The sequence below is a fragment of the Paenibacillus sp. J22R56 genome (assembly GCF_056269375.1).
In genome coordinates, this window is the sequence record NZ_JBWDNV010000001.1 from 175,532 (window position 1) to 197,340 (window position 21,809).

General features: G+C 48.4%; 22 protein-coding genes. 11 read left to right on the forward strand and 11 right to left on the reverse strand.

The genetic code is table 11. From position 1 onward, the window contains the following. Nucleotides 1–114: 114 nt before the first annotated feature. The 6 genes from pyk to AC0YNT_RS00795 all read right to left on the reverse strand — a co-directional run bounded on the left by pyk (nucleotide 115) and on the right by AC0YNT_RS00795 (nucleotide 8,458). Entirely contained in the window at nucleotides 115–1,869 is a 1,755-nt protein-coding gene (gene pyk / locus AC0YNT_RS00770) for a pyruvate kinase (RefSeq protein WP_475802908.1), read from the reverse strand. 90 nt (nucleotides 1,870–1,959) lie between these two features. Beyond that, nucleotides 1,960–2,988, reverse strand: coding sequence for an acetyl-CoA carboxylase carboxyltransferase subunit alpha (locus tag AC0YNT_RS00775; protein WP_167280227.1), 1,029 nt, complete (start codon nucleotides 2,986–2,988; stop codon nucleotides 1,960–1,962). Continuing rightward, nucleotides 2,978–3,850 (reverse strand): acetyl-CoA carboxylase, carboxyltransferase subunit beta, encoded by an 873-nt coding sequence (gene accD / locus AC0YNT_RS00780; RefSeq protein WP_167280228.1) that lies wholly within the window; start codon nucleotides 3,848–3,850, stop codon nucleotides 2,978–2,980. The genes AC0YNT_RS00775 and accD overlap by 11 nt, the downstream gene beginning before the upstream one ends. A 36-nt stretch (nucleotides 3,851–3,886) precedes the next feature. After that, nucleotides 3,887–4,075 (reverse strand): hypothetical protein, encoded by a 189-nt coding sequence (locus tag AC0YNT_RS00785; RefSeq protein WP_015846041.1) that lies wholly within the window; start codon nucleotides 4,073–4,075, stop codon nucleotides 3,887–3,889. Nucleotides 4,076–4,171: 96 nt separating this feature from the next. Beyond that, nucleotides 4,172–4,666, reverse strand: coding sequence for a phosphatidylglycerophosphatase A family protein (locus AC0YNT_RS00790; RefSeq protein ID WP_475802909.1), 495 nt, complete (start codon nucleotides 4,664–4,666; stop codon nucleotides 4,172–4,174). Nucleotides 4,667–4,795: 129 nt separating this feature from the next. Continuing rightward, nucleotides 4,796–8,458 carry a DNA polymerase III subunit alpha gene (locus AC0YNT_RS00795; protein ID WP_475802910.1) on the reverse strand — a complete coding sequence of 1,221 codons (3,663 nt, stop codon included), beginning with the start codon at nucleotides 8,456–8,458 and terminating at the stop codon, nucleotides 4,796–4,798. A 123-nt stretch (nucleotides 8,459–8,581) separates the two neighbouring features. Here AC0YNT_RS00795 and AC0YNT_RS00800 point away from each other — a divergent pair, with 123 nt between their 5' ends. The 3 genes from AC0YNT_RS00800 to AC0YNT_RS00810 all read left to right on the forward strand — a co-directional run bounded on the left by AC0YNT_RS00800 (nucleotide 8,582) and on the right by AC0YNT_RS00810 (nucleotide 9,826). Next, nucleotides 8,582–8,908 (forward strand): YtrH family sporulation protein, encoded by a 327-nt coding sequence (locus tag AC0YNT_RS00800; RefSeq protein ID WP_441891313.1) that lies wholly within the window; start codon nucleotides 8,582–8,584, stop codon nucleotides 8,906–8,908. 3 nt (nucleotides 8,909–8,911) lie between these two features. Continuing rightward, nucleotides 8,912–9,427: a sporulation membrane protein YtrI gene (locus tag AC0YNT_RS00805; RefSeq protein WP_475802911.1), complete on the forward strand. Its 516-nt coding sequence runs from the start codon at nucleotides 8,912–8,914 to the stop codon at nucleotides 9,425–9,427. Nucleotides 9,428–9,529: 102 nt separating this feature from the next. Beyond that, the gene (locus tag AC0YNT_RS00810; RefSeq protein ID WP_167280233.1) at nucleotides 9,530–9,826 is read left to right on the forward strand and encodes a YtpI family protein; all 297 of its coding nucleotides are present in this window, start codon (nucleotides 9,530–9,532) and stop codon (nucleotides 9,824–9,826) included. 241 nt (nucleotides 9,827–10,067) lie between these two features. On the opposite strand, the gene AC0YNT_RS00815 is transcribed toward AC0YNT_RS00810, so the two are convergent. Beyond that, nucleotides 10,068–10,469 (reverse strand): hypothetical protein, encoded by a 402-nt coding sequence (locus AC0YNT_RS00815; protein ID WP_475802912.1) that lies wholly within the window; start codon nucleotides 10,467–10,469, stop codon nucleotides 10,068–10,070. Nucleotides 10,470–10,851: 382 nt separating this feature from the next. Between AC0YNT_RS00815 and rsgA the strand changes: the two genes are divergently transcribed. After that, nucleotides 10,852–11,955 carry a ribosome small subunit-dependent GTPase A gene (gene rsgA, locus AC0YNT_RS00820; protein ID WP_475802913.1) on the forward strand — a complete coding sequence of 368 codons (1,104 nt, stop codon included), beginning with the start codon at nucleotides 10,852–10,854 and terminating at the stop codon, nucleotides 11,953–11,955. Between the two features lie 188 nt (nucleotides 11,956–12,143). Next, nucleotides 12,144–12,611: an HIT family protein gene (locus AC0YNT_RS00825; RefSeq protein ID WP_475802914.1), complete on the forward strand. Its 468-nt coding sequence runs from the start codon at nucleotides 12,144–12,146 to the stop codon at nucleotides 12,609–12,611. A 16-nt stretch (nucleotides 12,612–12,627) separates the two neighbouring features. On the opposite strand, the gene AC0YNT_RS00830 is transcribed toward AC0YNT_RS00825, so the two are convergent. The 3 genes from AC0YNT_RS00830 to AC0YNT_RS00840 form a co-directional block, all read right to left on the reverse strand. Continuing rightward, nucleotides 12,628–12,867 (reverse strand): hypothetical protein, encoded by a 240-nt coding sequence (locus tag AC0YNT_RS00830; RefSeq protein ID WP_475802915.1) that lies wholly within the window; start codon nucleotides 12,865–12,867, stop codon nucleotides 12,628–12,630. 231 nt (nucleotides 12,868–13,098) lie between these two features. Further along, nucleotides 13,099–14,421, reverse strand: coding sequence for a DRTGG domain-containing protein (locus tag AC0YNT_RS00835; RefSeq protein WP_475803398.1), 1,323 nt, complete (start codon nucleotides 14,419–14,421; stop codon nucleotides 13,099–13,101). A 26-nt stretch (nucleotides 14,422–14,447) separates the two neighbouring features. Beyond that, nucleotides 14,448–14,942 carry a hypothetical protein gene (locus AC0YNT_RS00840; RefSeq protein ID WP_475802916.1) on the reverse strand — a complete coding sequence of 165 codons (495 nt, stop codon included), beginning with the start codon at nucleotides 14,940–14,942 and terminating at the stop codon, nucleotides 14,448–14,450. A gap of 183 nt (nucleotides 14,943–15,125) precedes the next feature. Between AC0YNT_RS00840 and AC0YNT_RS00845 the strand changes: the two genes are divergently transcribed. Beyond that, nucleotides 15,126–15,473 (forward strand): helix-turn-helix domain-containing protein, encoded by a 348-nt coding sequence (locus AC0YNT_RS00845; RefSeq protein WP_167280237.1) that lies wholly within the window; start codon nucleotides 15,126–15,128, stop codon nucleotides 15,471–15,473. Nucleotides 15,474–15,611: 138 nt separating this feature from the next. On the opposite strand, the gene AC0YNT_RS00850 is transcribed toward AC0YNT_RS00845, so the two are convergent. Next, nucleotides 15,612–15,902 carry a hypothetical protein gene (locus tag AC0YNT_RS00850; RefSeq protein ID WP_167280238.1) on the reverse strand — a complete coding sequence of 97 codons (291 nt, stop codon included), beginning with the start codon at nucleotides 15,900–15,902 and terminating at the stop codon, nucleotides 15,612–15,614. Nucleotides 15,903–16,125: 223 nt separating this feature from the next. Between AC0YNT_RS00850 and AC0YNT_RS00855 the strand changes: the two genes are divergently transcribed. Genes AC0YNT_RS00855 through AC0YNT_RS00875 form a run of 5 tightly spaced genes read left to right on the forward strand, consistent with a single transcriptional unit; the run spans nucleotide 16,126 to nucleotide 21,753 of the window. Further along, nucleotides 16,126–17,502: a YheC/YheD family endospore coat-associated protein gene (locus AC0YNT_RS00855; protein ID WP_475802917.1), complete on the forward strand. Its 1,377-nt coding sequence runs from the start codon at nucleotides 16,126–16,128 to the stop codon at nucleotides 17,500–17,502. 12 nt (nucleotides 17,503–17,514) lie between these two features. Further along, the gene (locus tag AC0YNT_RS00860; protein ID WP_475802918.1) at nucleotides 17,515–18,750 is read left to right on the forward strand and encodes a YheC/YheD family endospore coat-associated protein; all 1,236 of its coding nucleotides are present in this window, start codon (nucleotides 17,515–17,517) and stop codon (nucleotides 18,748–18,750) included. Further along, nucleotides 18,747–20,120 (forward strand): YheC/YheD family endospore coat-associated protein, encoded by a 1,374-nt coding sequence (locus AC0YNT_RS00865; protein WP_167280241.1) that lies wholly within the window; start codon nucleotides 18,747–18,749, stop codon nucleotides 20,118–20,120. The genes AC0YNT_RS00860 and AC0YNT_RS00865 overlap by 4 nt, the downstream gene beginning before the upstream one ends. Continuing rightward, the gene (locus AC0YNT_RS00870) at nucleotides 20,120–21,283 is read left to right on the forward strand and encodes a YheC/YheD family endospore coat-associated protein (RefSeq protein WP_475802919.1); all 1,164 of its coding nucleotides are present in this window, start codon (nucleotides 20,120–20,122) and stop codon (nucleotides 21,281–21,283) included. The genes AC0YNT_RS00865 and AC0YNT_RS00870 overlap by 1 nt, the downstream gene beginning before the upstream one ends. After that, nucleotides 21,283–21,753: a GNAT family N-acetyltransferase gene (locus AC0YNT_RS00875; RefSeq protein ID WP_475802920.1), complete on the forward strand. Its 471-nt coding sequence runs from the start codon at nucleotides 21,283–21,285 to the stop codon at nucleotides 21,751–21,753. The genes AC0YNT_RS00870 and AC0YNT_RS00875 overlap by 1 nt, the downstream gene beginning before the upstream one ends. The last annotated feature ends 56 nt before the right edge of the window (nucleotides 21,754–21,809 follow it).

The window sequence follows — 21,809 nt, forward strand, 5'->3', positions numbered from 1 at the left end:
ATTACGAACCTCATTTACAAATAATTAACCTTTAGTTGAAACAAAAGCGAAGGTGAATAACTCACCCTCGCTTCTGCTCCTCTCTACGCTGTAGAGAAATATGAAATTATCAGATTACAGGACTTTAGCTTGTCCGGAGTATATAACACCAGTCTCGCCGTAGACCGTAACTTCAGTACCGTCCATCAACACTTCAGTTGCGTTCGAGATACCCAGAATAACTGGAATACCAAGGTTGATGCCACATACTGCAGCATGGCTAGTGATACCGCCTTGCTCAGTAATAACGGCTGCTGCTTTTTCAAAAGCAGGCATATATTCTTTATCTGTCGATACCGTTACAAGGATCGAACCAGCTGTTACTCTTGCATTTGCTTCTTCAGGAGTGCGTGCTACAACGATGCGGCCGGTAGCTGTTTGGCTGCCGATACCTTGTCCTTGTGCCAGAAGTTCGCCTACATGGTGGATCTTGATCAGGTTTGTTGTGCCAGCGCGGCCAACAGGTACACCTGCAGTAATAACAATTGTATCGCCAAGGCTGATCAGGCCAGTGCTTCTTGCACCTGCAACAGCATTTTCGAACATTGCATCCGTTGTTTCAGCAATCTCACCAAGAACCGGTTTAACGCCCCAGATCAGAGCCAGACGACGCATTACTCTCTCGTCGTTTGTTACTGCGATGATTGGTGCTTTAGGACGATATTTGGCAACCATACGAGCTGTGAAGCCGCTTTGCGTCGAAGTTACGATCGCTGCAGCGTTCAGGTCAAGAGCGGATACTGCAACCGCTTGGCTGATCGCTTCTGTTACGGATGTTTGTTGAGCACTTGCTTGTTTGTTAAAGATTTCACGGTATTCCAAAGCCGCTTCTGCACGCTCAGCAATACGGGACATTGTTGTTACCGCTTCAACCGGGTATTTACCAGCAGCTGTCTCGCCGGAGAGCATGATTGCATCTGTACCGTCGAAGATCGCGTTCGCTACGTCACTCGCTTCTGCACGAGTAGGACGCGGGTTGCGCTGCATCGAATCCAGCATTTGAGTAGCTGTAATAACTGGTTTACCAACGCGGTTACATTTTTCGATCATCGTTTTTTGTACCAGTGGTACTTCTTCAGCCGGGATCTCAACGCCAAGGTCACCACGAGCAACCATCAGACCGTCGGAAACTTCCAGAATCTCATCGAGGTTGTCAACGCCTTGTTGGTTCTCGATTTTGGAGATGATTTGGATATGGCTTGCATTGTGACGCTCAAGCAGCTCGCGGATTTCAAGCACGTCGCTTGCTTTACGTACGAACGAAGCTGCGACGAAATCGATGCCCATCTCGATACCGAAGATGATATCGTTAGCGTCTTTTTCTGTAATACCAGGAAGGGAAATAGCAACGCCAGGAACGTTAACGCCCTTCTTGCTCTTAATTTGACCGCTATTTACGATGCGGCAAATAATTTCAGTTCCTTGCACTTCTTCAACTGTCAAACCAATCAAGCCGTCATCGATCAGAATTGTCGAACCAACGGATACGTCGTTTGGCAGGTTGTTGTAAGTGATAGGCACGCGGTTAATGTCGCCCAGAATTTCTTCTGTTGTCAGCGTTACTTGCTCGCCTTGAATCAGCTCGATAGGCTCTTCTTTCAGTTTGCCAAGACGAATCTCAGGGCCTTTCGTATCAAGCAGAACCGCTACCGATGTTCCCATCTCTTTGTTAGCGATCCTGATGTTCTTGATCCGATTGCCATGCTCTTCAAAGTCGCCGTGAGAGAAGTTCAGACGGGCTACGTTCATACCCGCTTTAATCAATTTCTTCGTGTTTTCCAACGATTCGCTGGAAGGTCCAATCGTACAAACAATTTTAGCTTTACGCATGTTTAATTTTCCTCCGTTTAGTGCCTGCTATAGTCATTATTATCAATAATCTAATACTTGAGCCGCAGCTTGTACAAGAATCAAAAATTTTTATACTTTTGCGGATTCCGTCATCTCAGGAGCTTCCGTAACCTCTTCAGCTTCCTGCGAAGCAGTCTGAGCAATTTGGAATTGTCCAATCTTCCGGAATTTATGGTAACGGTCTTCAATGAGTTGCTCAGCTGTCATCGGCAGAAGTTCCGCCAAATGCTTCCACAACTTCTCCTTCAGCCGTTCAGCCGTGAACGCCAAATCTCGGTGTGCGCCGCCTTGCGGCTCCTCAACGATATCCTCGATCACTTCGAATTCGAGCAAATCCTTAGCCGTAATTTTCATTGCCTCAGCTGCAATATCTGCTTTTGTTGCATCCTTCCACAGGATGGAAGCTGCACCATTTGGCGAAATTGCAGAATAAATCGCATTCTCGAGCATAAGAACCCGGTTGCCGACGCCAAGAGCAAGAGCTCCTCCACTTCCGCCTTCACCAATTACGATGCAGACGATCGGCACACCAAATCCGGCCATTTCCCTTAAGTTACGGGCAATCGCTTCGGACTGACCACGCTCTTCAGCCGTGTTGCCAGGATAAGCACCCTTAGTATCAATGAGAGTAATAATCGGGCGATTAAACTTATTGGCTTGCTGCATAAGACGCAGTGCTTTCCGGAAACCTTCCGGGTGAGGACTGCCAAAGAAACGGGCAATATTATCCTTCGTATCCTTGCCGCGCTGATGGCCGATTACCGTAACCGGTAATCCGTTCAGCTTAGCGAGGCCGCCGACAATAGCCAAATCATCAGCATATAGACGGTCGCCATGCAGTTCGATGAAATCCGTAAACACCGCTTGAATGAAATCAAGCGATGTTGGGCGCTGATGAAGACGCGCGATATGCATCTTCTGCGCAGGAGTCATTTCGTTGTACAGCTCTTCCTCCATATTCTTGCACTTCTCTTCAAGACGTGCAATTTCTTCGGAAAAGTCCATACCGTTGCTCTCAGCCAGCGTCTTCAGTGTTGCAATTTTTTCGCGCAAATCACTGATTGGCTTCTCAAACGGAAGCATTTGTTCACCCGCCATGGGACAATCCCTCCCTTACGGTATGCATATCCAGCAGCTTGCCAAGCGTTGTCTTCATATCCTTACGGTGAACGACCAGGTCAAGCTGTCCATGCTGCATGTTGAACTCTGCTGTCTGGAAGTTGTCCGGCAGCTTCTGACGAATCGTCTGCTCGATTACAATCCGGCCGGCAAAACCAACAAGCGCGCCGGGCTCGGCCAAATTGTAGTCACCAAGACTCGCAAAGCTGGCGGAAACTCCGCCCATCGTTGGATCTGTAAACACCGAAATGAACAAGCCTCCAGCCCCTTGAAACATGGAAAGAGCAGCGCTTGTCTTCGCCATTTGCATTAAGCTAAGTATACTTTCCTGCATACGAGCACCGCCGGAAGTGGAGAAAATAAGCAGCGGCAGTTTCTTCTCATGTGCCGCTTCGATTGCTCTTGTTATTTTCTCACCAACTACAGACCCCATGCTTCCACTGAAAAAGTCAAAGCTCATCACTGCAACTACGACCGGATGCCCGCCAATCGTGCCTTCACCTGTTACAACAGCTTCACGAAGATTTGGGTTCTTCTGACGCTGCTGCTCCAGCTTCCCTTTGTACCCCGGGAACTCCAAAGGATCGACCGATTCCATATCAGCATCGTATTCATACAAACGCCCGTCATCAAGCGTCATCCCAATCCGTTCGAAAGCACTCAGACGGTAATGATGCCCGCACGACGAGCATACCTTCAAGTTTTTATCCAATTCTTTGCTGTACTGAATGGTGCCGCATTTGGAGCACTTATTCATTAGACCTTCCGGTATGTCGCGCTTAGGGCGTTCAGAAGGGATGGTCGCATACTTCTTCTTTGAAAATAAGTCCTTAATTTGCAATGTGTGACACCTCTCAAGGCGCAATAGTATAAGGTTCTACGGCTGCATAATGGAGTTAAATACTTCCTGTACTTCCTCCAATTCACCCGATGGAACCAAGATCTCATATTGCTGTTTAGACAGATTAACTGGACGGACTTTTACGAGAAAGCCTTCTTCCGTAAGCCGCTTCTTGATGTTGTCCGCGATTCTAGCGGTTGGAGCGATGTAAATGACCGTCCACATTATGGTACCTCCTGAAAACTTTACCTTAGGCAAAGTTCGCATCTTCAAACAAGTCAATCCCGTTTAAGGCCATATGATGTCATAATGATACCACAGTCATGGCGAATCGGGCAAATGGTATCGGATGGCTTTTGGGTCCTGGTGCGCGATCCTAGCTGATGCTGCCGCAGCCAATCCCGCTACAAGGTCATCGAGAAACACATGAATTTTCTCGCCTTTCAGGTTGAGCTGACGAATAATGCCGGGCTTTACTTTATCCAAATATCCGAAACTCGTCAAGCCAATCATGCCATAAACATTCGTAATCCCTAGAGCTAAAGTCTCATCTACCCCATATAAAGACTCATCCGTCTCCATGATCGCCTGCAGCGGTTCCGGCAGCAGTCTGCGTTCTGCCAGCTCATCCAGCGCAATACCCGTATAAAGCACGTATTGCACTTCACGTTTTTCCAGTACAGCCCTTACGCTCTCTTCGCATTCAGCAATAGTCAAATCTGCATTATAGGGGCGCTGCAGTGTATATACAATTTCTGCAATATCATCAACACTTACTCCACGTTTCAACAACCAATTTTCGATTCCGGACGTCATGTCCATCCCTCCCGCAAATGCTTGTACGTCTTCATGCAACGTAAGCTGGGAAAAAACAGCGGCAACGATGCCGCTTAATCCCACTTGTATCACTAAATGTATGCGGGAGATCTTAAGGTTGTGCATAAATTATCTGACAATTACAGCTCCTTGCCCAAGCAATTGCTCAATGGCGCTGAACAACTGTGGTGAAGGCTTCGTGCGGTACGTCTCGCTAAGGGCAATTGAGCGCTGTTCCCGTTCATAGAAAAGCACCGTATCAAGCTGTCCATGATGGGATGCAAGCAGCTCCTTCAGCTTTTCGAGTACATCGGGATGTTCATTTGATGTGGTAATTTTGATATAGATGCGCTGACGCTTGCGTTCAGAGTGCGCTGCAGTTTGACGTTCAGCCTGTTCGACTGGCCTTGCCGGCGACTGCGGTTGCGGCTGTGGTTGCCGTGAAGTTGTCACCGGCTGAACGGCTTGCTTAGCAGCAGGCTTTTGCGCTGAGGACTGCGGCTGATAACCGGATCCTGCCGACCTGGCAGCACGATTACTCGCCTGTTTCCTCATCCGGCTAACCTGCTCGGTAAGTTGAGCGGTGGAAGCTGAGCCTTCCTGGATCGGCAGAACGTCCTCGACAATAAGCTTAAAATCTTCATCCTGCTGCTGGACGGTAGCTTGCACAATAGCAAGACCACCTTTCTCCAGCTTATCGCCGCACCGCTTCCATACAGCCGGGAATACGACAGCCTCGGCTCGCATGACTCTATCTTCCAGTTCTAGAAAGCCCATCGCATTTCCTTTTTTATTCGTGAAAGGTTTTAGAGATACAATTCTGGCGCCAATTACAGCAGGTGCACCTTCTGCGGCTTCAGCAAGCTCGACGAAACGGTCGAGCCCAAGCGGCTCAAGCTCTTCCTGAACGGCATCAAGCGGATGGCCGGACAAATAAAGGCCCAGCAGCTCCCGCTCCAGCTCCAATTGTTCGCCCGTTGAATAAGGACGGATATCTGGCAGCTCGACATCCCAGTTCTGCACCTCATCAAATCCAAACAGCTCAATTTGCAGCTCTTCGCGTTCTTTCCGCCATTTGAGCGCAGCTTCCACTGTCTCTTCTAGTGCAGCAAGCTGCTGAGCACGATGGCCGGGCAGCGTTTCAAGCGCACCAGCCTGTATAAGGGATTCTAATACACGCTTGTTCACTACACGCAGATCAACACGTCGGCATAGATCAAGCAAGCTGTCGAACGGACGCTCCCTGCGTTCCTTCTCGAGCGCTTCAATCGCCTGCGTACCCACGTTCTTAATAGCCGCAAGGCCGAAACGGACTGCACCTTCAACCGGAGTAAAGGTAACCCCACTTTCGTTCACATCAGGCGGCAGAACCTCAATTCCCATCCGCTTGCACTCATCTACGTATTCTGCCGTCTTGCGCTGGTTACCTGTTACAGAGGCGAGCATCGACGCCATAAAAGGCACCGGATAATTAGCCTTTAGCCAGGCGGTCTGGAAGGCGAGTACACCATATGCCGCAGCATGAGCACGAGGGAAGCCATAGTCGGCGAAACGGACGATCATATCATATACGAGATTCGCTTCTTCGCTCGTATACCCTTCACCTAAGCTGCCCTTCACGAAATGCTCACGCTGCTCATCAAGCACTTCCCGCTTTTTCTTCGATACGGCACGACGAAGTAAATCCGCTTCACCCAACGAGAAGCCTGCCATCGTGGAAGCGATCTGCATGATCTGCTCCTGGTAGACGATAATACCGTACGTATCTTCCAGAATCGGCTCAAGTGAAGGATGCGGATATTCAACCGGGGCAAGTCCATGCTTACCCTGAATATATTTCGGGATAAACTCCATTGGACCCGGACGGTACAAAGCGAGTACCGATACGATATCTTCAAATTCCGATGGCTTCATCTCACGCAGGACACGTCTAACGCCTGATGACTCCAATTGAAAAATACCCATTGTCTCACCACGGCCCAGCATCGCATAAGTTGCCGGATCGTTATCTAACACTTTGCGGAAATCAATCTCCTTACCATATTGACCCTTTATCCAGGCGAGCGATCTCTCCAAGATCGAGAGTGTCCTTAAACCTAGAAAATCCATCTTCAACAGGCCGATAGCTTCAAGATGCTCCATGGAGTATTGGGTAAGCGCCGTTCGTTCACTTCCGGCCTGCAGCGGAACATAGTCGGTCAACGGCCCGCCGGAAATGACAACACCCGCCGCATGGGTGGAGGCATGACGCGGCATGCCTTCAACCTTCAGCGCCATTTGGACCATCGCATTTGTCTTCGGCTGGCGCTCGCAAGCTTCGCGAAGACCTTCGCTGATTCGAAGCGCATCCTCGAGCGTAATGCCAAGCTGATTCGGAATAAGCTTGGCCGCCCGATCAACTTCAGCGAACGGTACATTCATGGCACGTCCTACGTCGCGGACGGCTGCTTTGGCTGCCATCGTACCAAACGTAATGATTTGCGCGACATGCTCATCACCATATTTGGCTGATACATAAGCAATAACCTCATCACGCCGTTCATCATTAAAGTCGATATCGATATCCGGCATTGTAATCCGCTCCGGATTCAGGAACCGCTCGAAGAGCAGCTTGTATTTCAACGGATCAACATCCGTGATGCGCAATACATAAGCTACAAGACTGCCCGCCGAGGAGCCCCTTCCCGGGCCGGTACGGATGCCTTGCTCATGCGCAAAACGGACAAAGTCCCACACGATCAGGAAGTAATCGCTAAACCCCATATTTTCGATAACGGACAATTCATAGTTGAGCCTTGCTTCAGCACGCTCACGGTAAGCCGGATCCTCTGCCCATTGCGGCAATCCTGCGTACCTTGCAGCAAGCCCATCCCGGCATAGTTCTGCCAAATAAACAGCCGAAGTCATCCCATCAGGTACCGGCCGGAACACCGGCAGCGCGGCACGGCCAAACGTAAGCTCAAGCGAGCATTTGTCCGCAATTTCGGCTGTGTTCTGAATCGCTTCCGGCACATGACGGAACAGGAGCGCCATCTCATCCTCGCTCTTCATGAACAGCTGATCCGTCTGCATCCGCATCCGGTCCGTATCGTCCACCGACTTGCCGGTACCGATACAAAGCAGAACATCCTGCACAGCAGCATCAGCAGCATTTAGATAGTGAACATCATTTGTAGCTGCCAGCTGAATGCCAGTCTCTCTAGACAGCTCAATCATCGCGGCTGCTACTTTCTTTTGATCAAGCATGCCATGATCTTGCAGCTCCAAATAGAAGTCATCACCAAAAATGTTCTTATACCGTAATGCTGCTGCCAGCGCTTCTTCCCGGCGATCGTGAAGAAGATGCTGCGAGATTTCCCCATTCAGGCAGGAGCTTAAGCAGATCAGCCCTTCCGAATGAGCTTCCAATACTTCAAGATCAATACGCGGCTTATAATGAAAGCCCTCCAAATGGCCAATGGAACATAATTTCATCAGGTTACGGTAACCTGTCTCATTTTTGACCAGAAGAATCAAATGGTAGATTGGGTTCTCTTTGCGTGTTCCCTTCTCGAAACGGGATCCCGCTGTAAAATACATCTCACACCCGATAATCGGCTTGATGCCTTGCGCTAGACATGCTCTATAAAAAGGAATAGCTCCGTACATGACTCCATGATCCGTAAGGGCGAGCGCCTTCATCCCAAGACCAGCCGCTCTAGCTACTAAGTCGCGGATTCGGGCAGCGCCGTCAAGCAGACTGTATTCGCTATGTACGTGCAAATGCACGAAGTTGGATTCTACGCTGTTCATCCACATCTCCCTTTCCGGTTCTTATTCCTTCTATTTTATCATAATAGGCCATACACCGCCCATAGAATGGTAGTAAAGCAGCCGGACAGGCTGGATTATATGCTAGAAGGCAGGTGTACCTTAATGAATATTATTCTCATGAAAGCCGGGCTCGACTTCTTTATCGCCTTTGGCGTTGTCGTTGGAGGATCAATGCTGGCTGGAATCGGTTCGGTCTTTCTCCTTCTGCCGCCCACTTCCATGATGCTGAGTACCGCGGAGAATTTGAAAATATGGGCAATTGTTGCCGCAGTAGGCGGCTCAATTGATCCGATGCGGGTTATTGAAAGCAATATCGCAAAAGGCCAGCTATCGCCTGCCGTTCTTCAAATCGGCTATATTGCGATTGCTTTTCTTGGAGCCCATATGGGGACTGAATTGGTCAAATTGGTATGCAAAGGAGCTGCCTGATGCATGCGGGTACCACCGTTCGAACGGTATATGAAATGGTTGCAAATGTTCGGTGTGCTATTGCTTGGTATGCTGCTAGGCGCTATCGTCTATAATTCCATCTACCACACTCAGTTCGAGGCACTTGTCAATCTTAAGAGTGATCTTGAAGTTAAGCTGGAGCAATATGAGACCGATATAAAAAGCTTAACTGATTTCAAAAACCAGCATACGGTCATCAAAAGCGTAGTGCCTCATATCGAAGAGGAAGCTGGGCAAAAAACAGATAAACCAAAGCTCGATAAAGTAACCGAGGCGCAATTAATCAAGCGGATTAAAGCAGATCTGTCGGTCTTTCTTGGGCAGAGCATCTATGAAATCGACTCCGATGCTGAACTTGCCAGAAAGCTGCTTAGCCGTAAAATCTATACCAATGTCCTCGAAAAAGATTACACCGTTGACATTACAACGATGCTCCTCGTCGATAATGTCCTGCAGGTCTGGGTAAAAGTGAGGCTGTATGAGCGTCCTCCTTCTTAATTCGCATTTATTTCCGGTTCTGGGCGGTTTCATGCTACAATAATGGCAATCAAATCGTAAACTTTAACTTACTTATTTAACAAAAGGAGCTGTCGCTTTACCATGGATTCACTCATGCAATGGGTGTTTGCGCCGTGCATCATATTCACTTTGGCGCTAACTGTGTTTTTCAGCTTTAAATCACGCCGTTCAACAGATACACGCATTCGTGGTCTGAACGCATCCCGAATGAATATCAGCATGGGCTTTATGCTTATGTTTATCGCAGGCGTTCAGCTGTTCCTCTCCGGTACATCCACCGCACGTATCGTGATCGGGTCGATCTTCCTTGTCATCGGATTTTTCAATCTGTTTGCGGGATTGCGTAACCATAGTATTTTTCGGACTATGCAGCAGTAAGGTAGTTGTGAAAATGGATGCTGGCACTGCGTGAACGAATGTTTCTTCCGATCGCTGTTGGTTTTGGATTCCTTTCATTAGATGTTGGACAAGGTAGGAATCCAAAACCAAAGGCGAACGCTCCGCTTCTCCAGAATCATTCGTCCACTGCGTTCTTCTTTTTCACAAAAACCTTGCTGCTGCCTGTCCTTTTGGGCAGTCAAAAGAGCCAACCGGTGCATTTCGCCGGTCGGCTCTTTTCTTATTCTCTGGTGTCGTAGCCTACGATGGTTTGGGTTACGGGATTGAAATACATCCCGATTGGGCCTAGAAGGCCGTCTAGATTGGTATGGAATGTAACTTTATAAATGGACAGGGTATCGGGTTTGACGATTGTTTTCTTAAGGGGAACATCCTCCCACTTCACGATGGTAACTTTCGCGTCTTTCCAATCCTCTGTAATCGTCGTTTGCTCTGCTTCGGAAAGGTGGTTCCAAGCAACTTCTCTAAGCGAAGCTGCTGTTTCGAAGAAAATGGTATCTGCATCTGGCATAGACTTCGCAGCAAGCTTATTATTTGTCTTGTTTTCACTGCATCCTAATAATGACGCGATCATTAGAATCAGAGTAAAGACATACCCCGAACTTTTTCTTGTACCACTCATAATAACCTCCGTACCCACCGTATTGCTGTTATATGTTTCTCTAACGCATTTTCTTGGAATAATGTTACAAGAGATGACTAGGTCGTCTAACGCGGAATTTTTTCTTTTAATTAAACGTTCCATGGACATTAATGTCATCTACTACCTATAATTAGCACATCTTACTACAGGAGGCTGATGTGAAATGAAAAACCTATCGATTGTTACGACGTCCCTTAACTTTCATTATTCTCGGCCTATACGGACCGCTTTCTAACTCTTAGAGAAGCGCCGCTGGACCGAGAGGTCCTTGCGGCTTTTTTTGTACCTGCCGCAGGGATTCCCTGCGGTTTTTTTGTTATCCAAAAATTCAACCAAAACGTAAAAAGAGGAGCATTCTAATTTGAAAAATACCGAAACAAAGCAACAACACTTAGCTTATGGCTGGAATCCCGACTGGGAAAATAAACTGGCGCAAATACCAGCTAGCTCACGCTCGCTTTCTCCCGCACGGGTTATCGCTCAGCATTCCCACTCTTATCAGATCATGACGCCGGATGGTGAACATACAGCTACCGTCACAGGCAAATATGAATTTAATGCGGTGCTAAAAAGCGATTTTCCCGCCGTCGGTGATTGGGTCATGGCGGAGAAGCTGGCGGGAGAAACCCGTTCCGTCATTCACTCTCTCCTGCCTCGCCAAAGCGTGATGATCCGCAAAGCGGCAGGAGGTGCGGTAGACGACCAGGTTATCGGTGCCAATATGGATTATTTATTCATTACGAACGCCCTTAACCAGGATTTCAATGTTCGTAAAATGGAGCGCTACTTAATCGCGGCATGGGAAAGTGGTGCTGTTCCAGTTATCTTGCTGACGAAAGCCGACTTAAGCGAGGAGCCCGAGACTTTCGCAGCTCTCATGGAAAGCGCCGCACCAGGCGTACCCATCCACTTGATCAGCGCCATACAAAACCAAGGGAAAGAACAGCTTCTCCCTTATTTACAAGCGGGCAAAACAATTGCCGTCACTGGCTCGTCCGGTGTTGGAAAGTCAACTTTGCTGAATTGGCTCGCAGGCGACAACATCATGGAGACACAAGATATCCGCGAGAACGATGCGCGCGGACGCCATACCACGACGCACCGGGAACTGTTCCTGCTGCCAAGTGGTGCACTCGTCATGGATACGCCAGGTATGCGCGAGCTTCAGCTATGGGATGCGCATGACGGATTAGAGCAGGCTTTTGCCGATATTGAAGAGCTGTCTGCCGGATGCCGTTACCGGGATTGCCGTCACGAATCGGATCCCGGCTGCGCTGTTCTGCAAGCGATCGAAGACGGAACACTCGAAGCAAAGCGGCTGCACAATTACAAAAAGACAGCCAAAGAGCTGTCTCATCTCGCCCGTAAAGAAAACAGCCTCGCGAAAAAAGCAAAAAAGGCAGCCGGCTCTTCACCACGTAAAAACGAACACCGAGCAAAAACGGACGCATGGGACTACTATTAAGCCTTTAGCAGGCAAAGCCTTCGCCGATCTATCTGTGAATTCTGGCGAAGGCCGCCTTCTGCATAATCACATAATGGAATAAGTGATAATTTTCCATGCGGTTAGTATCATATGTCCATTAACAATCTGACTCGAAATGATTATATTCCTAGTGAATCCATTATTAGCTGAGAAGAGGGATATATTGAGTGAGGGATGGAAAAAAAGACAGGTTTGGAGCAATAGAACGCGGAGAGAATCCGATGGTCTTAGCCAAAATGAAAAGCGGTTATGCCGTAATCGGAGATACCCAATTCTTGCCCGGGTATTGTGTGCTTCTTGCTTACCCAAAGATTAACTCTCTAAATGATCTAACCCTGCAGCAGCGTACTGATTACCTGCTCGATATGAGCTTAATCGGGGATGCGATTCAGTTCGCATGTAATCCGCGGCGGATTAATTATTCGATTTATGGCAACTCAGATGCTTTCCTACATGCCCATATTTTCCCCAGGTATGATTGGGAGCCAGAGGACAAGCAGCCTTATCCTGTTTGGCAATATGAAGCTCTGTGGCATTGGCAAGAGCTTCAATACACCGATGAGAAGCATGGACAACTTCACAAAGACATCACAGATAAACTAAATAATCTCATAAACGAAGCTTACAAAAATTAGCTGCACCCTTCACTCATTACTGCTTTCTCCGTATCATCCTTAATGCCAACATATACAGCAAAAAGGTGATCACAGCTCCTGCTAAATAAGCCTGCCACGTAAAATGAACAACGACAAAAGAACTATCATGATATTGAAAATCTTCAAAGTCCTCAGCAGGCTTAGAATTTATATAACCAGAAACCAAAAAAACAATGTACGGTATCAATAAACTAAGCACAGCCCCTAACATGGTTTGCTTCTTCGTAACCTTCAAGACTAATCCTCCATTCAAACTAAAGGGCTGCCAAACAAATGGCAGCCCTCTTTCTATCCTTTTTGAATGATTGATTCATTTATGGGTAGTGGGGGTGAAAGAAATGTATCTCCTGCAGGAGCGAAGCATTCGCCTTTGTATTCGTGAAATCTCGCATAAGCGAGTTAATTCAAAATTTCACGATTACAACAGCGGCCGTAAGGAGATACCTTTCTGCAACCCCCATGCCCTCTAATATGAGTCAATCATTTGCGCCGTCATCATAACCTTCGCAGCCAACCCCGTCTGATCAATCAACTCGATCTCAAGTTTGGTTGATTTGCGGCTCATTTCAAGAGCGCGCGGCACGATCTTAATCTGGCTGTCGATTTGAACCGGCTTAATAAAGAGCGCCGTCATCCCATCGATTAAATAATCCCGCTTCCCGGCGTCACGAATCATTCGCCTGCCGGCAAGCGTCATCAGCGTCACTAATATCCCTTCCGATACCATACCTAATGAGCCGGACATCTGAGGCGTTATCGCGCCTTTGTAGATCGGTGTTCCTTCTGCCTCATCCGCATCAAAACCAGCCCAGATCAGATCGTCAAACGTCTCGCCAATCTCCTGCTGTTTGCCAGCAAATCGCAGCGCTTCAAGCAGCTGCTGGCGTGTAACAACACCTAACAGCTTCCGATGACGGTCAACAATTGGCAGCAAGTCAATGCCTTCTGCCGCCATTGTATGCGCTGCTGATGTAACCGCAATATTAGGTGCAGCGGTGATGGGATGCTTTGTCATCAGCTTATCAATTGTACAATCATCAGGCGCGCCGCCGGTATCCTTCGAGGTCATCATCCCAACAACTCTGCCTCGGTCATCAATAACCGGGAAGCGCCAGCTGCCCGTCTCACGGCATAGCTTAAGAAAGTCGAGCAGCGTATTGCCGGTTCGCAGCACATCAGCGGGTCTGCTGAAGGTCATTAAATCTTCAATCAGCATGATTTTACGCTTAATAAGACGGTCGTACATCGCCCGGTTAATCATCGAGGCTACGGTAAACGTATCATGCCGGGAAGAAATGATCGGCAGGCCATTCTCGTTCGCAAGTGCCTTTACTTCTTCACTTGGCTCGAATCCACCAGTGATGAGAACTCCCGCTCCCTGTTCTAGTGCACAACGATGTGCCCCAGCCCTGTTACCTACAATGAGCAAGCTGCCTTCATCAATATAGCGGAGCATGGCATCAATCTCCATAGCGCCAATGACCAATTTATGAAGCGACTTGTCGAGACCCGAAGCCCCTCCGAATAAATGTCCTTCCACAATCTCTGCCACTTCTCCGAAGGTCAGCTGATCAAGTGCTTCACGTCTTCTCCGGTCGATCCGAACCGTTCCGATTCGTTCTTTGGTGCTGACAAGACCAGAAGCCTCAGCTTCCTTAATCGCCTTATAAGCTGTTCCTTCACTGACGCCAAGTGCTTTGGCAATTGCCCGCACGGAGATTTTCTCTCCGATGTTCAGCGTCTCTATATATTGCAAAATTATCTCACGTTTCGTAGTACTAGTGTCCATGCCGGAAACGGTTGCCACACTCCTCTTTAAGCCTTCGTTCGCCTCATACCATTATACCAGTCGATGGACACGCTCGCGACCTTTAGTCCTGCGTCTACCTCTTGGCCGTCTGCGCCGGTAAAGCGATATTTGTCGAATACTTGTTGGAGGGACTGCACGGTAAATGCTTCTTGTGTTCCTTTAAATATAAAGGCATACCAGTCATAATTGATAGGCACAGGATACCGCAGCTTCAAAATCGGGTACTGATCGATTACAACGGCCTGCGAAGGAATCTCTGCATATTGACTGGAAAACAACAAAGAGCCTTTCTCACTAAATGGCCTTGCGATCATTTCCGAGGTTAAGCTCATTTGATATTCCACATGCTGCGTACGGGGGTTCACTCTGCAGCTGAAACTGCCGCATGCTTTTGCTGATTTATTAGTCTTATGTAAAATGCGGTACGAAAACTGCACCTGAAACCGCATATGCTGATAGTAAGCTTGTACGTTCCGAAAAAACTCAAACTCATCAACCATAAGCGTTGCTCCTTGTTAAAAAGTTCCTATTTAGGAAATCATGTTAATAGGTAGAACCTTTTTACACAATTATAATAAAAAGCATAACTTTTGGTCAATGACTATAAGCACTATTTTTAATGATGACTATAAGACGTTGTTGCTGGAATAGGAAACCTCTATCTTAAGGCTGAGGTGACGAATGTGAACGAAATCAGCCGAAATATCGGTGATAATATACGTGCTATACGCAAGCAAAAAGGCTTCAGCCAAGAGCAATTGGCTCTTAGGGCCGAGATTAACGGCTCTTATATGGGTCAGGTGGAACGCGGCGAGAAAAGTCCTACGATTGATGTCCTGGGAAAAATCGCCCAAGCGCTTAAGTGTCCGCTTGAAGAGCTGGTTCATTTGTCCTCGACAGCTCGAGAGGAACAAAGCAGCAGCTATGCCGATAAGATTGCCAATCAGCTTCAGGGCTTGTCTGTGAAAGAACAAGAGGCCGTCTACAAATTTGTAAAGCAGCTTGTTCAATTTAAAGATATACAACCCTAAACAACAAGCGTAAACGGCTGCGCCGTCCATAGGAGGTGCAGCCGTTTCGCAGATGAAATATAAGCACTGTAAAGAGAAAACTTATACTTTCTTATATTTAGAAAAAGCCCCTCACGGGGCACAGGCTGCGCATTATGGTTAACCTCTTGCTTTTCGTTTGGAACCTCTGTTCACAGTCTGATGCAGCCTGCGCTCCCAGCTTCTTCTCTTCGCCCGCTTGATACGGTCGAGCTCCTTCTTCTTCTCTTCGTTCATCCACAATAATGCGTTTAAGTGAGCTGCTATAACGAGCAGCGCAAACAAAGTCCACACCACTCCGAAAATCGTCGCCGCATTCCATGGACCATTAAGCTCCACCTTCGTTACCCCGTAGAACAGCATTCCTACAGCCGCCAGCAAATAAATAACATGCTTAGCTTTACCCTTCATCTTCGCCTCAACTCCCGCTCTATCAGCAATGGCTAAACGGACAAGAACTGCAAATCATTTGCTTGTCCGCATCACTATCCTATGATGACAACCTTACAGATATGACCCGGTATTTCAATCACCAAGGGATAGATGTCCTCATATGATGAAGTAATTCGTGTAAAACACCTATGGGCCTTTATCCGCTTTTCGTCATCCTCCTGCTTGGAAGGAGATTTACACAATGCTCAAATCGAAAGTAGCCGTTCAGCTAATAAGCTCCGGCATGCTTCCGGAAGATACGATTATGCTTGGTGAGGTCTACTTGAAACAGTGGCATATTTCGCACAGCATGTCGATCACGCTCAGATTCGGGACATTCCGGAAGACGGTTAAAATTATTCCGGTACCAAAGTACGATGGTATGCGTATGAATCAATCTCTTGGCAGACAGCTGGGCATTCTCACCAATACCGCCCTTCGTTTGCAATACGAAGCGTCTTCCACGACCCTTCGGCTTGGACCGCTGATTGGCGTACTTATCAGCCGCGATTATCCAAGCACACCTGACAAACCATTTGGTACCATTACGATGTTTTGCAAGGAACTAGTCGATGGCAGCGCCTCACAGGGAGCACATGTTTACTTCTTCACTCCAAACCATATCGCTGGGAGCAGCGACAAACAAATCGAGGGCTGGACCTTCGCAAACGGTTGGAAAAAGACGAAGCTGCCGATGCCGGATGTTGTCAACAACCGGTTAACCTCCAGAAAGCTGGAGAGCAAGGCAAGTGTACAGTCGTTTTTTAAAGAGATGAAGAATACACATCATGCAAGTGTGTTCAACGAAAAGTTCCTAGACAAAATGGAAGTATTCGATGCGCTGAAGAAAGATCAGACCGTTGCACGCTATTTGCCGGAGTCCCATTTCCTGCGTAATTACACCACACTTAAATCCATGTGCGCCCGTTATAGCAATGTATTTCTTAAGCCTTCCAAAGGCAGCCTCGGCAAAGGCATCATTCGTATCTCTAAGCACGAAGGTGATACCTATCAAGCTCTGTTTACGACCGGCACGGGAACAAGACGGCAGGTGTACCCTAACCTCGTGAAGCTGTTCTCGAATATCTCAACCAAGATGAAGACGATCCGCTATCAGATTCAGCAAGGGCTCACCTTGATTGAAATTCAGAAACGCCCTGTTGACTTTCGCGCCGTCGTCCAGAAGAACGCAACGGGCAAATGGACACTCACTTCGGTCGTAGCACGTACAGCCAGCAGCCAGCACTTTGTCTCCAATCTTGCTCGCGGCGGAACTCTCAGCACGGTTAGTGAAGCCGTTGCACGCTCTAATATATTCGCCGGCAAAGAAGGAGCCGCCAAACGTCTGCGTACCGCTGCACTAACTATTGCCGAAGGCATTGATAAGCAGATTCCGGCACATTTTGGCGAGCTTGGCATTGATTTGGCGCTGGATACGAATGGACGCGTATGGCTGCTGGAGGTCAACTCCAAACCGTCGAAAAGCGATAATACACCTCTCAATCAGGAAAACGACAACAAGATCCGGCCATCGGTTCGAAATGTTATCCAATACTCCCGGTTCTTATCGGGATTCTAGTCGGAGGGCCTTATGAAGGCTGCGCTTATAAGAGTGGGAGTGTTCGTTGCTTCAATTGAAACAGTCCCGGCGGACAAAACGGCCGGAGAAACTGAACGGATCAAGCTGCCTGAACCGTTGTTCTATCAGAAGCTGAGCGAAGCGGCTGAGCGGCTTGGCATTGACTTGTTCGTATTTTCACCTAGTCAATACAACAAGCACACCAAGCAGTTAACCGGCTTCCGCTTCCGAAGCGGAAGCTGGACCGAGGAGCAATGTTTGCTGCCGGATATCCTCTATGACCGCTGCTTCTATAAGCAGGCTGCGGAGAGATCTGCCTGCCAAGAGGTACTCGCTGCTATAAGGGAACAACATCCCATTCGATCATTAAGCGGCAGCCTTCCAGCCAAATGGGAAGTTTATAACACACTTCGCCAATTCCCCCAATTGCTGCCTCTTCTCCCACAGACGGCTAAGGTGGATCAAAAGGGAAGCCTCGCAAGGCTAATCACACACCATGGCAAAGACATCTTCCTGAAACCATCAGCTGGGATGCAAGGGAGAGGTGCGATGCGAATTAGATTCCTTCCCTTATCGCTGCAATGGGAAGCGACTGGCCGAACGAGAAAAAACCTCCCTTTCCGTCGTTATTTCGAAGATTACTCTGCGCTTACGCAATGGATCACAACATTCATTGGGCATGCGTCTTATATAGCTCAGCCTTATTTGCATCTGATTGACCAAAGCGGTAATCCATTTGACTTAAGAGTACTCGTACAGAAGGATGGCCATGGACGCTGGGGCATTACGGGCACAGCTGTCCGCATCGGCCTTCCTGATTCCGTGACTTCGAATCTTCATGGTGGTGGAACAGCATCAGGAGCATCCGAGCAGCTCTCTCAACTGTTTGGATCTGCTAAAGCCCAGAGAATCATTAACAAAATACAAGACATCAGCATATACACAGCAGAGAGGCTCGAGAACAGCTTCGGCCGATTAGCCGAGCTTGGCCTTGATTTCGGAATTGAGCCTGATGGCCGAAGCTGGCTGCTTGAGGTAAACGCCAAGCCAGGAAGATCATCCTTCCAGCAGTTTGGCGATCATCTGGCGGATCAGCTGTCGGTAGAGATGCCTCTGCGTTATGCACGGATGCTCACGCAGAGGTCTAATAAGCCTTTTGTAACAAATGACTCCGCAACAGCCCCAATCCTTGTCTATCCATCAGACAAAAGGATCCGGTCTGACAACGTTCAGGAGGTTCACCCATGAGCTTGACAACTTGTAACGTCCATTTCTCTCAACAATCGGATAAAGTCATTTACTTATCCAATACACTTCTGAAGGAGCTGAAGCTGGCCGGCAAAAAAACCGTCCACCTCAAGCTTGGCAAAGAAGTGATTACAACAGCCGTAAGGCCCGTCCGGCGGCAAGGCAATCATCTCTATCTGTCCGCCGGAGTCAGACAATACATCCGGGTTCCCAAAACCGGCAGCATCTTCGTTCATACGTCCGGCGACAATGAGGTACAAATTGGTCCGCTCATCGGCGTTCTAAGTGATTCATATGCCCATTCCGAGAACCTGCCCTTTGGCATGAGAACCAACTTCATCAAGCAAATCGTCCGTTCAGGGGACCGGAAGGCTTTTCTATTTGGCTTTACTCCCCAAGATATTAATTGGCAGCAAGAAACGGTAAACGGGTATTTTCTGAACTCGCATGGCGGCTGGTACCGTAAAACCGTTCCTCTCCCTGATGTCATCTACAACCGGCTGCCAAGCCGCAAAGCAGAAACGTCAAACTACATCGGTTCATTACGCGAGAGACTGCTTCGCAAGAAGATTCCTTTCTTCAACTGGGGCTTCTTTAATAAATCCGATGTATATAAATTATTGGATAACGATCCGGAGGCGCTGCACCATCTGCCGGAATCCGTATCCGGTCCAACTAGTGAGAAGATGAAGCAGCTGCTCGAAAAGCATCATTTCCTCTATTTCAAACCAACGGCGGGCAGCCTTGGGGTAGGCATTTACCGGCTGACCTACCATCCTAAACGCGGCTACTTTGCGCGCTATCGGAAAGGCTCACGCAATGTACTGCTTCGTTTCTCTACCTTCAACAGCTTATACCGCATGCTTCAATCCCGACATGGAGCAACACTAAGCAATTATGTCGTGCAGCAAGGCATTCGGCTTGTAGAGATTGACGGCTGTCCGCTCGACTTCCGTTTCCATATGCATAAGAATGGCAAAAACGAATGGGTACCTGCTGGAATTGGTGCAAAAAAAGCTGGCAAAGGCAGCGTTACAACCCATGTCAAAAACGGCGGTGCCCTGATGACACCGGAGCAGGCGCTTAACCGCGTATTCGGCGCACAAGGCAAAGAGGTGCTGGAGAAAGCAAAAAAAGTGTCCATCAAGATGGCCGAGGCCATTGAGCGGAATTATCCGCATCGGCTTGGCGAGCTTGGCCTTGATATTGGCATTGATAAAGATAACGAAATATGGATGTTCGAAGCAAACGCGAAGCCGGGACGCTCGATCTTCAAGCATCCTTCCCTGGAAGCGGAAGGAAAAGCTTCCGTCGAATGCATTATTGATCATTGCTTGTACCTCAGCAAGTTTCAAGGAGGGAACAGCTAATGGAGACTCGAGCCGCTAAGAAAGAAGAGGTGTATGAACGGCCGGCGGGGCGCCCGGTACTTGCGATACTGACAATTGAAAATGATGAACAGTTATTCCGGGGCAACCGCCACAACTTTGCGGACATTATACGAACGGGTCAAGAAAAGGGATTTCTTGTCTATGTGCTTACGGTTAAAAACCTAATTTTAGGGCGTAACAATCTACGGGGCTTCATCTACAGTGAGAATTCGGATTCGTGGCAGCAGCGTTTGCTGCCTTTCCCGGATATTATTTATAACCGTATTCCGCTTCGCGAGGATGAGATGCTTCCTGCCGTTCAGAACAAAATCGCCGCTTGTATGCGGGACCCGCGGATTAAGCTGTTTAACCCTTCCTTTTTCAACAAGTGGTATTTATTCGAATGGCTGCGCGGGAACAAATCCACCAAGCCGTTTATTCCAACTACGCGTAAGCTGGTAACAGCGGTGAGGCTGGAGAGAATGCTGCAGAAGCATCCTTTCCTTTATCTGAAGCCAGAAAGCGGCAAAGCCGGTAAAGGCATCATGACCGTCAAATTGCAGCCCGACAAACCGCTCCCTTATCTGCTTAAAGTACAGGAGAACAAGAAAAGCTCCACCTTCGGCTGCACGGATATTCAGAAGCTGTGGAATCGGATCAAGAAGGAAAGCGCCGGGGAGCCTTATATCGCCCAGCAAGGCATCCAGCTTGCTTCCTTTAACGAGAGAAGATTTGATCTCCGGGCGCTCGTGCAGAAGAATGAACGGGGCAAATGGGATTTAACCGGTATAGGTGCACGCGTTGCGGGTTCCTCGAGTATTACAACCCATGTTCCCAGAGGTGGATCAATAGAAGACCCTGAGAAGCTGTTGAAGAGCTCCTTTAATGCCGATCAAGCGCGTAGAATTCTTATTAAGGCGAAAAAAACGTCGATCATGATTGCAAGGCAAATTGAAAAAGGATCCGGCTTTATGCTCGGCGAAATGTCTATGGACCTTGGTATAGACAGTGCCGGCAACATCTGGTTCTTCGAAGCTAATTCCAAGCCAATGAAGTTTGATGAGCCGCATATCCGGCAGAAATCGCTCGATCGGATTTTTCAATACAGCACTTATCTTGCAAGAATGAGGAACGAGAGAATGAAGCAGGAGGCGATGAGATAATGGAACTGCAGCTGCTTACCCCCGAGCAATGGGTCTTAGAAAGAAAGAGACTGATTGAATTTGCTGTCCGATTCGGGGAGAAGCGGCTGACAGTTGCAGCTATCCATTCCCTTCGGCGACTGTCGCCGGATTTACTGACTAGTGATGGCGCTGTAATCGCCGTCGCAAAGGTCGGCAGCCGGATCATTGGACTTGGTTTTGCAGCTGAAGCCGGAGAACAAAGCTGTATCATCGTCACTCATCCCGAAGCCCGTGGCATCGGGATCGGATTCGCCGTCATGAATGCGATGATGCAGAAGCTTGGGAAGCTGACCTGCCAGGTCGCGCTCGACAACGTGCCGAGCCTAACTCTCTTTTTCCGCCTCGGCATGAAAGCCGTCGCAATATCGACCGGCCCAACCGGTAAGCCTACGCTGCGGTTCGAATGGTCGAAGGAAGAGGCCGTGAGGCTTGCTGAGCAGCAATTATAGAAAAAAGGAAATCCGCCAGCTCAAAGCTGACGGATTTCCCTGTTTTAAGTATCTTA

Bases quoted from the DNA above. Each gene is read 5' to 3' on its own strand.
- pyk (WP_475802908.1), bottom strand. From the start codon at position 1,869: ATGCGTAAAGCTAAAATTGTTTGTACGATTGGACCTTCCAGCGAATCG.
- AC0YNT_RS00775 (WP_167280227.1), bottom strand. From the start codon at position 2,988: ATGGCGGGTGAACAAATGCTTCCGTTTGAGAAGCCAATCAGTGATTTG.
- AC0YNT_RS00785 (WP_015846041.1), bottom strand. From the start codon at position 4,075: ATGTGGACGGTCATTTACATCGCTCCAACCGCTAGAATCGCGGACAAC.
- AC0YNT_RS00790 (WP_475802909.1), bottom strand. From the start codon at position 4,666: ATGACGTCCGGAATCGAAAATTGGTTGTTGAAACGTGGAGTAAGTGTT.
- AC0YNT_RS00795 (WP_475802910.1), bottom strand. From the start codon at position 8,458: ATGAACAGCGTAGAATCCAACTTCGTGCATTTGCACGTACATAGCGAA.
- AC0YNT_RS00800 (WP_441891313.1), top strand. From the start codon at position 8,582: ATGAATATTATTCTCATGAAAGCCGGGCTCGACTTCTTTATCGCCTTT.
- AC0YNT_RS00805 (WP_475802911.1), top strand. From the start codon at position 8,912: ATGCGGGTACCACCGTTCGAACGGTATATGAAATGGTTGCAAATGTTC.
- AC0YNT_RS00810 (WP_167280233.1), top strand. From the start codon at position 9,530: ATGGATTCACTCATGCAATGGGTGTTTGCGCCGTGCATCATATTCACT.
- AC0YNT_RS00815 (WP_475802912.1), bottom strand. From the start codon at position 10,469: ATGAGTGGTACAAGAAAAAGTTCGGGGTATGTCTTTACTCTGATTCTA.
- AC0YNT_RS00835 (WP_475803398.1), bottom strand. From the start codon at position 14,421: ATGGACACTAGTACTACGAAACGTGAGATAATTTTGCAATATATAGAG.
- AC0YNT_RS00840 (WP_475802916.1), bottom strand. From the start codon at position 14,942: ATGGTTGATGAGTTTGAGTTTTTTCGGAACGTACAAGCTTACTATCAG.
- AC0YNT_RS00850 (WP_167280238.1), bottom strand. From the start codon at position 15,902: ATGAAGGGTAAAGCTAAGCATGTTATTTATTTGCTGGCGGCTGTAGGA.
- AC0YNT_RS00855 (WP_475802917.1), top strand. From the start codon at position 16,126: ATGCTCAAATCGAAAGTAGCCGTTCAGCTAATAAGCTCCGGCATGCTT.
- AC0YNT_RS00860 (WP_475802918.1), top strand. From the start codon at position 17,515: ATGAAGGCTGCGCTTATAAGAGTGGGAGTGTTCGTTGCTTCAATTGAA.
- AC0YNT_RS00865 (WP_167280241.1), top strand. From the start codon at position 18,747: ATGAGCTTGACAACTTGTAACGTCCATTTCTCTCAACAATCGGATAAA.
- AC0YNT_RS00870 (WP_475802919.1), top strand. From the start codon at position 20,120: ATGGAGACTCGAGCCGCTAAGAAAGAAGAGGTGTATGAACGGCCGGCG.
- AC0YNT_RS00875 (WP_475802920.1), top strand. From the start codon at position 21,283: ATGGAACTGCAGCTGCTTACCCCCGAGCAATGGGTCTTAGAAAGAAAG.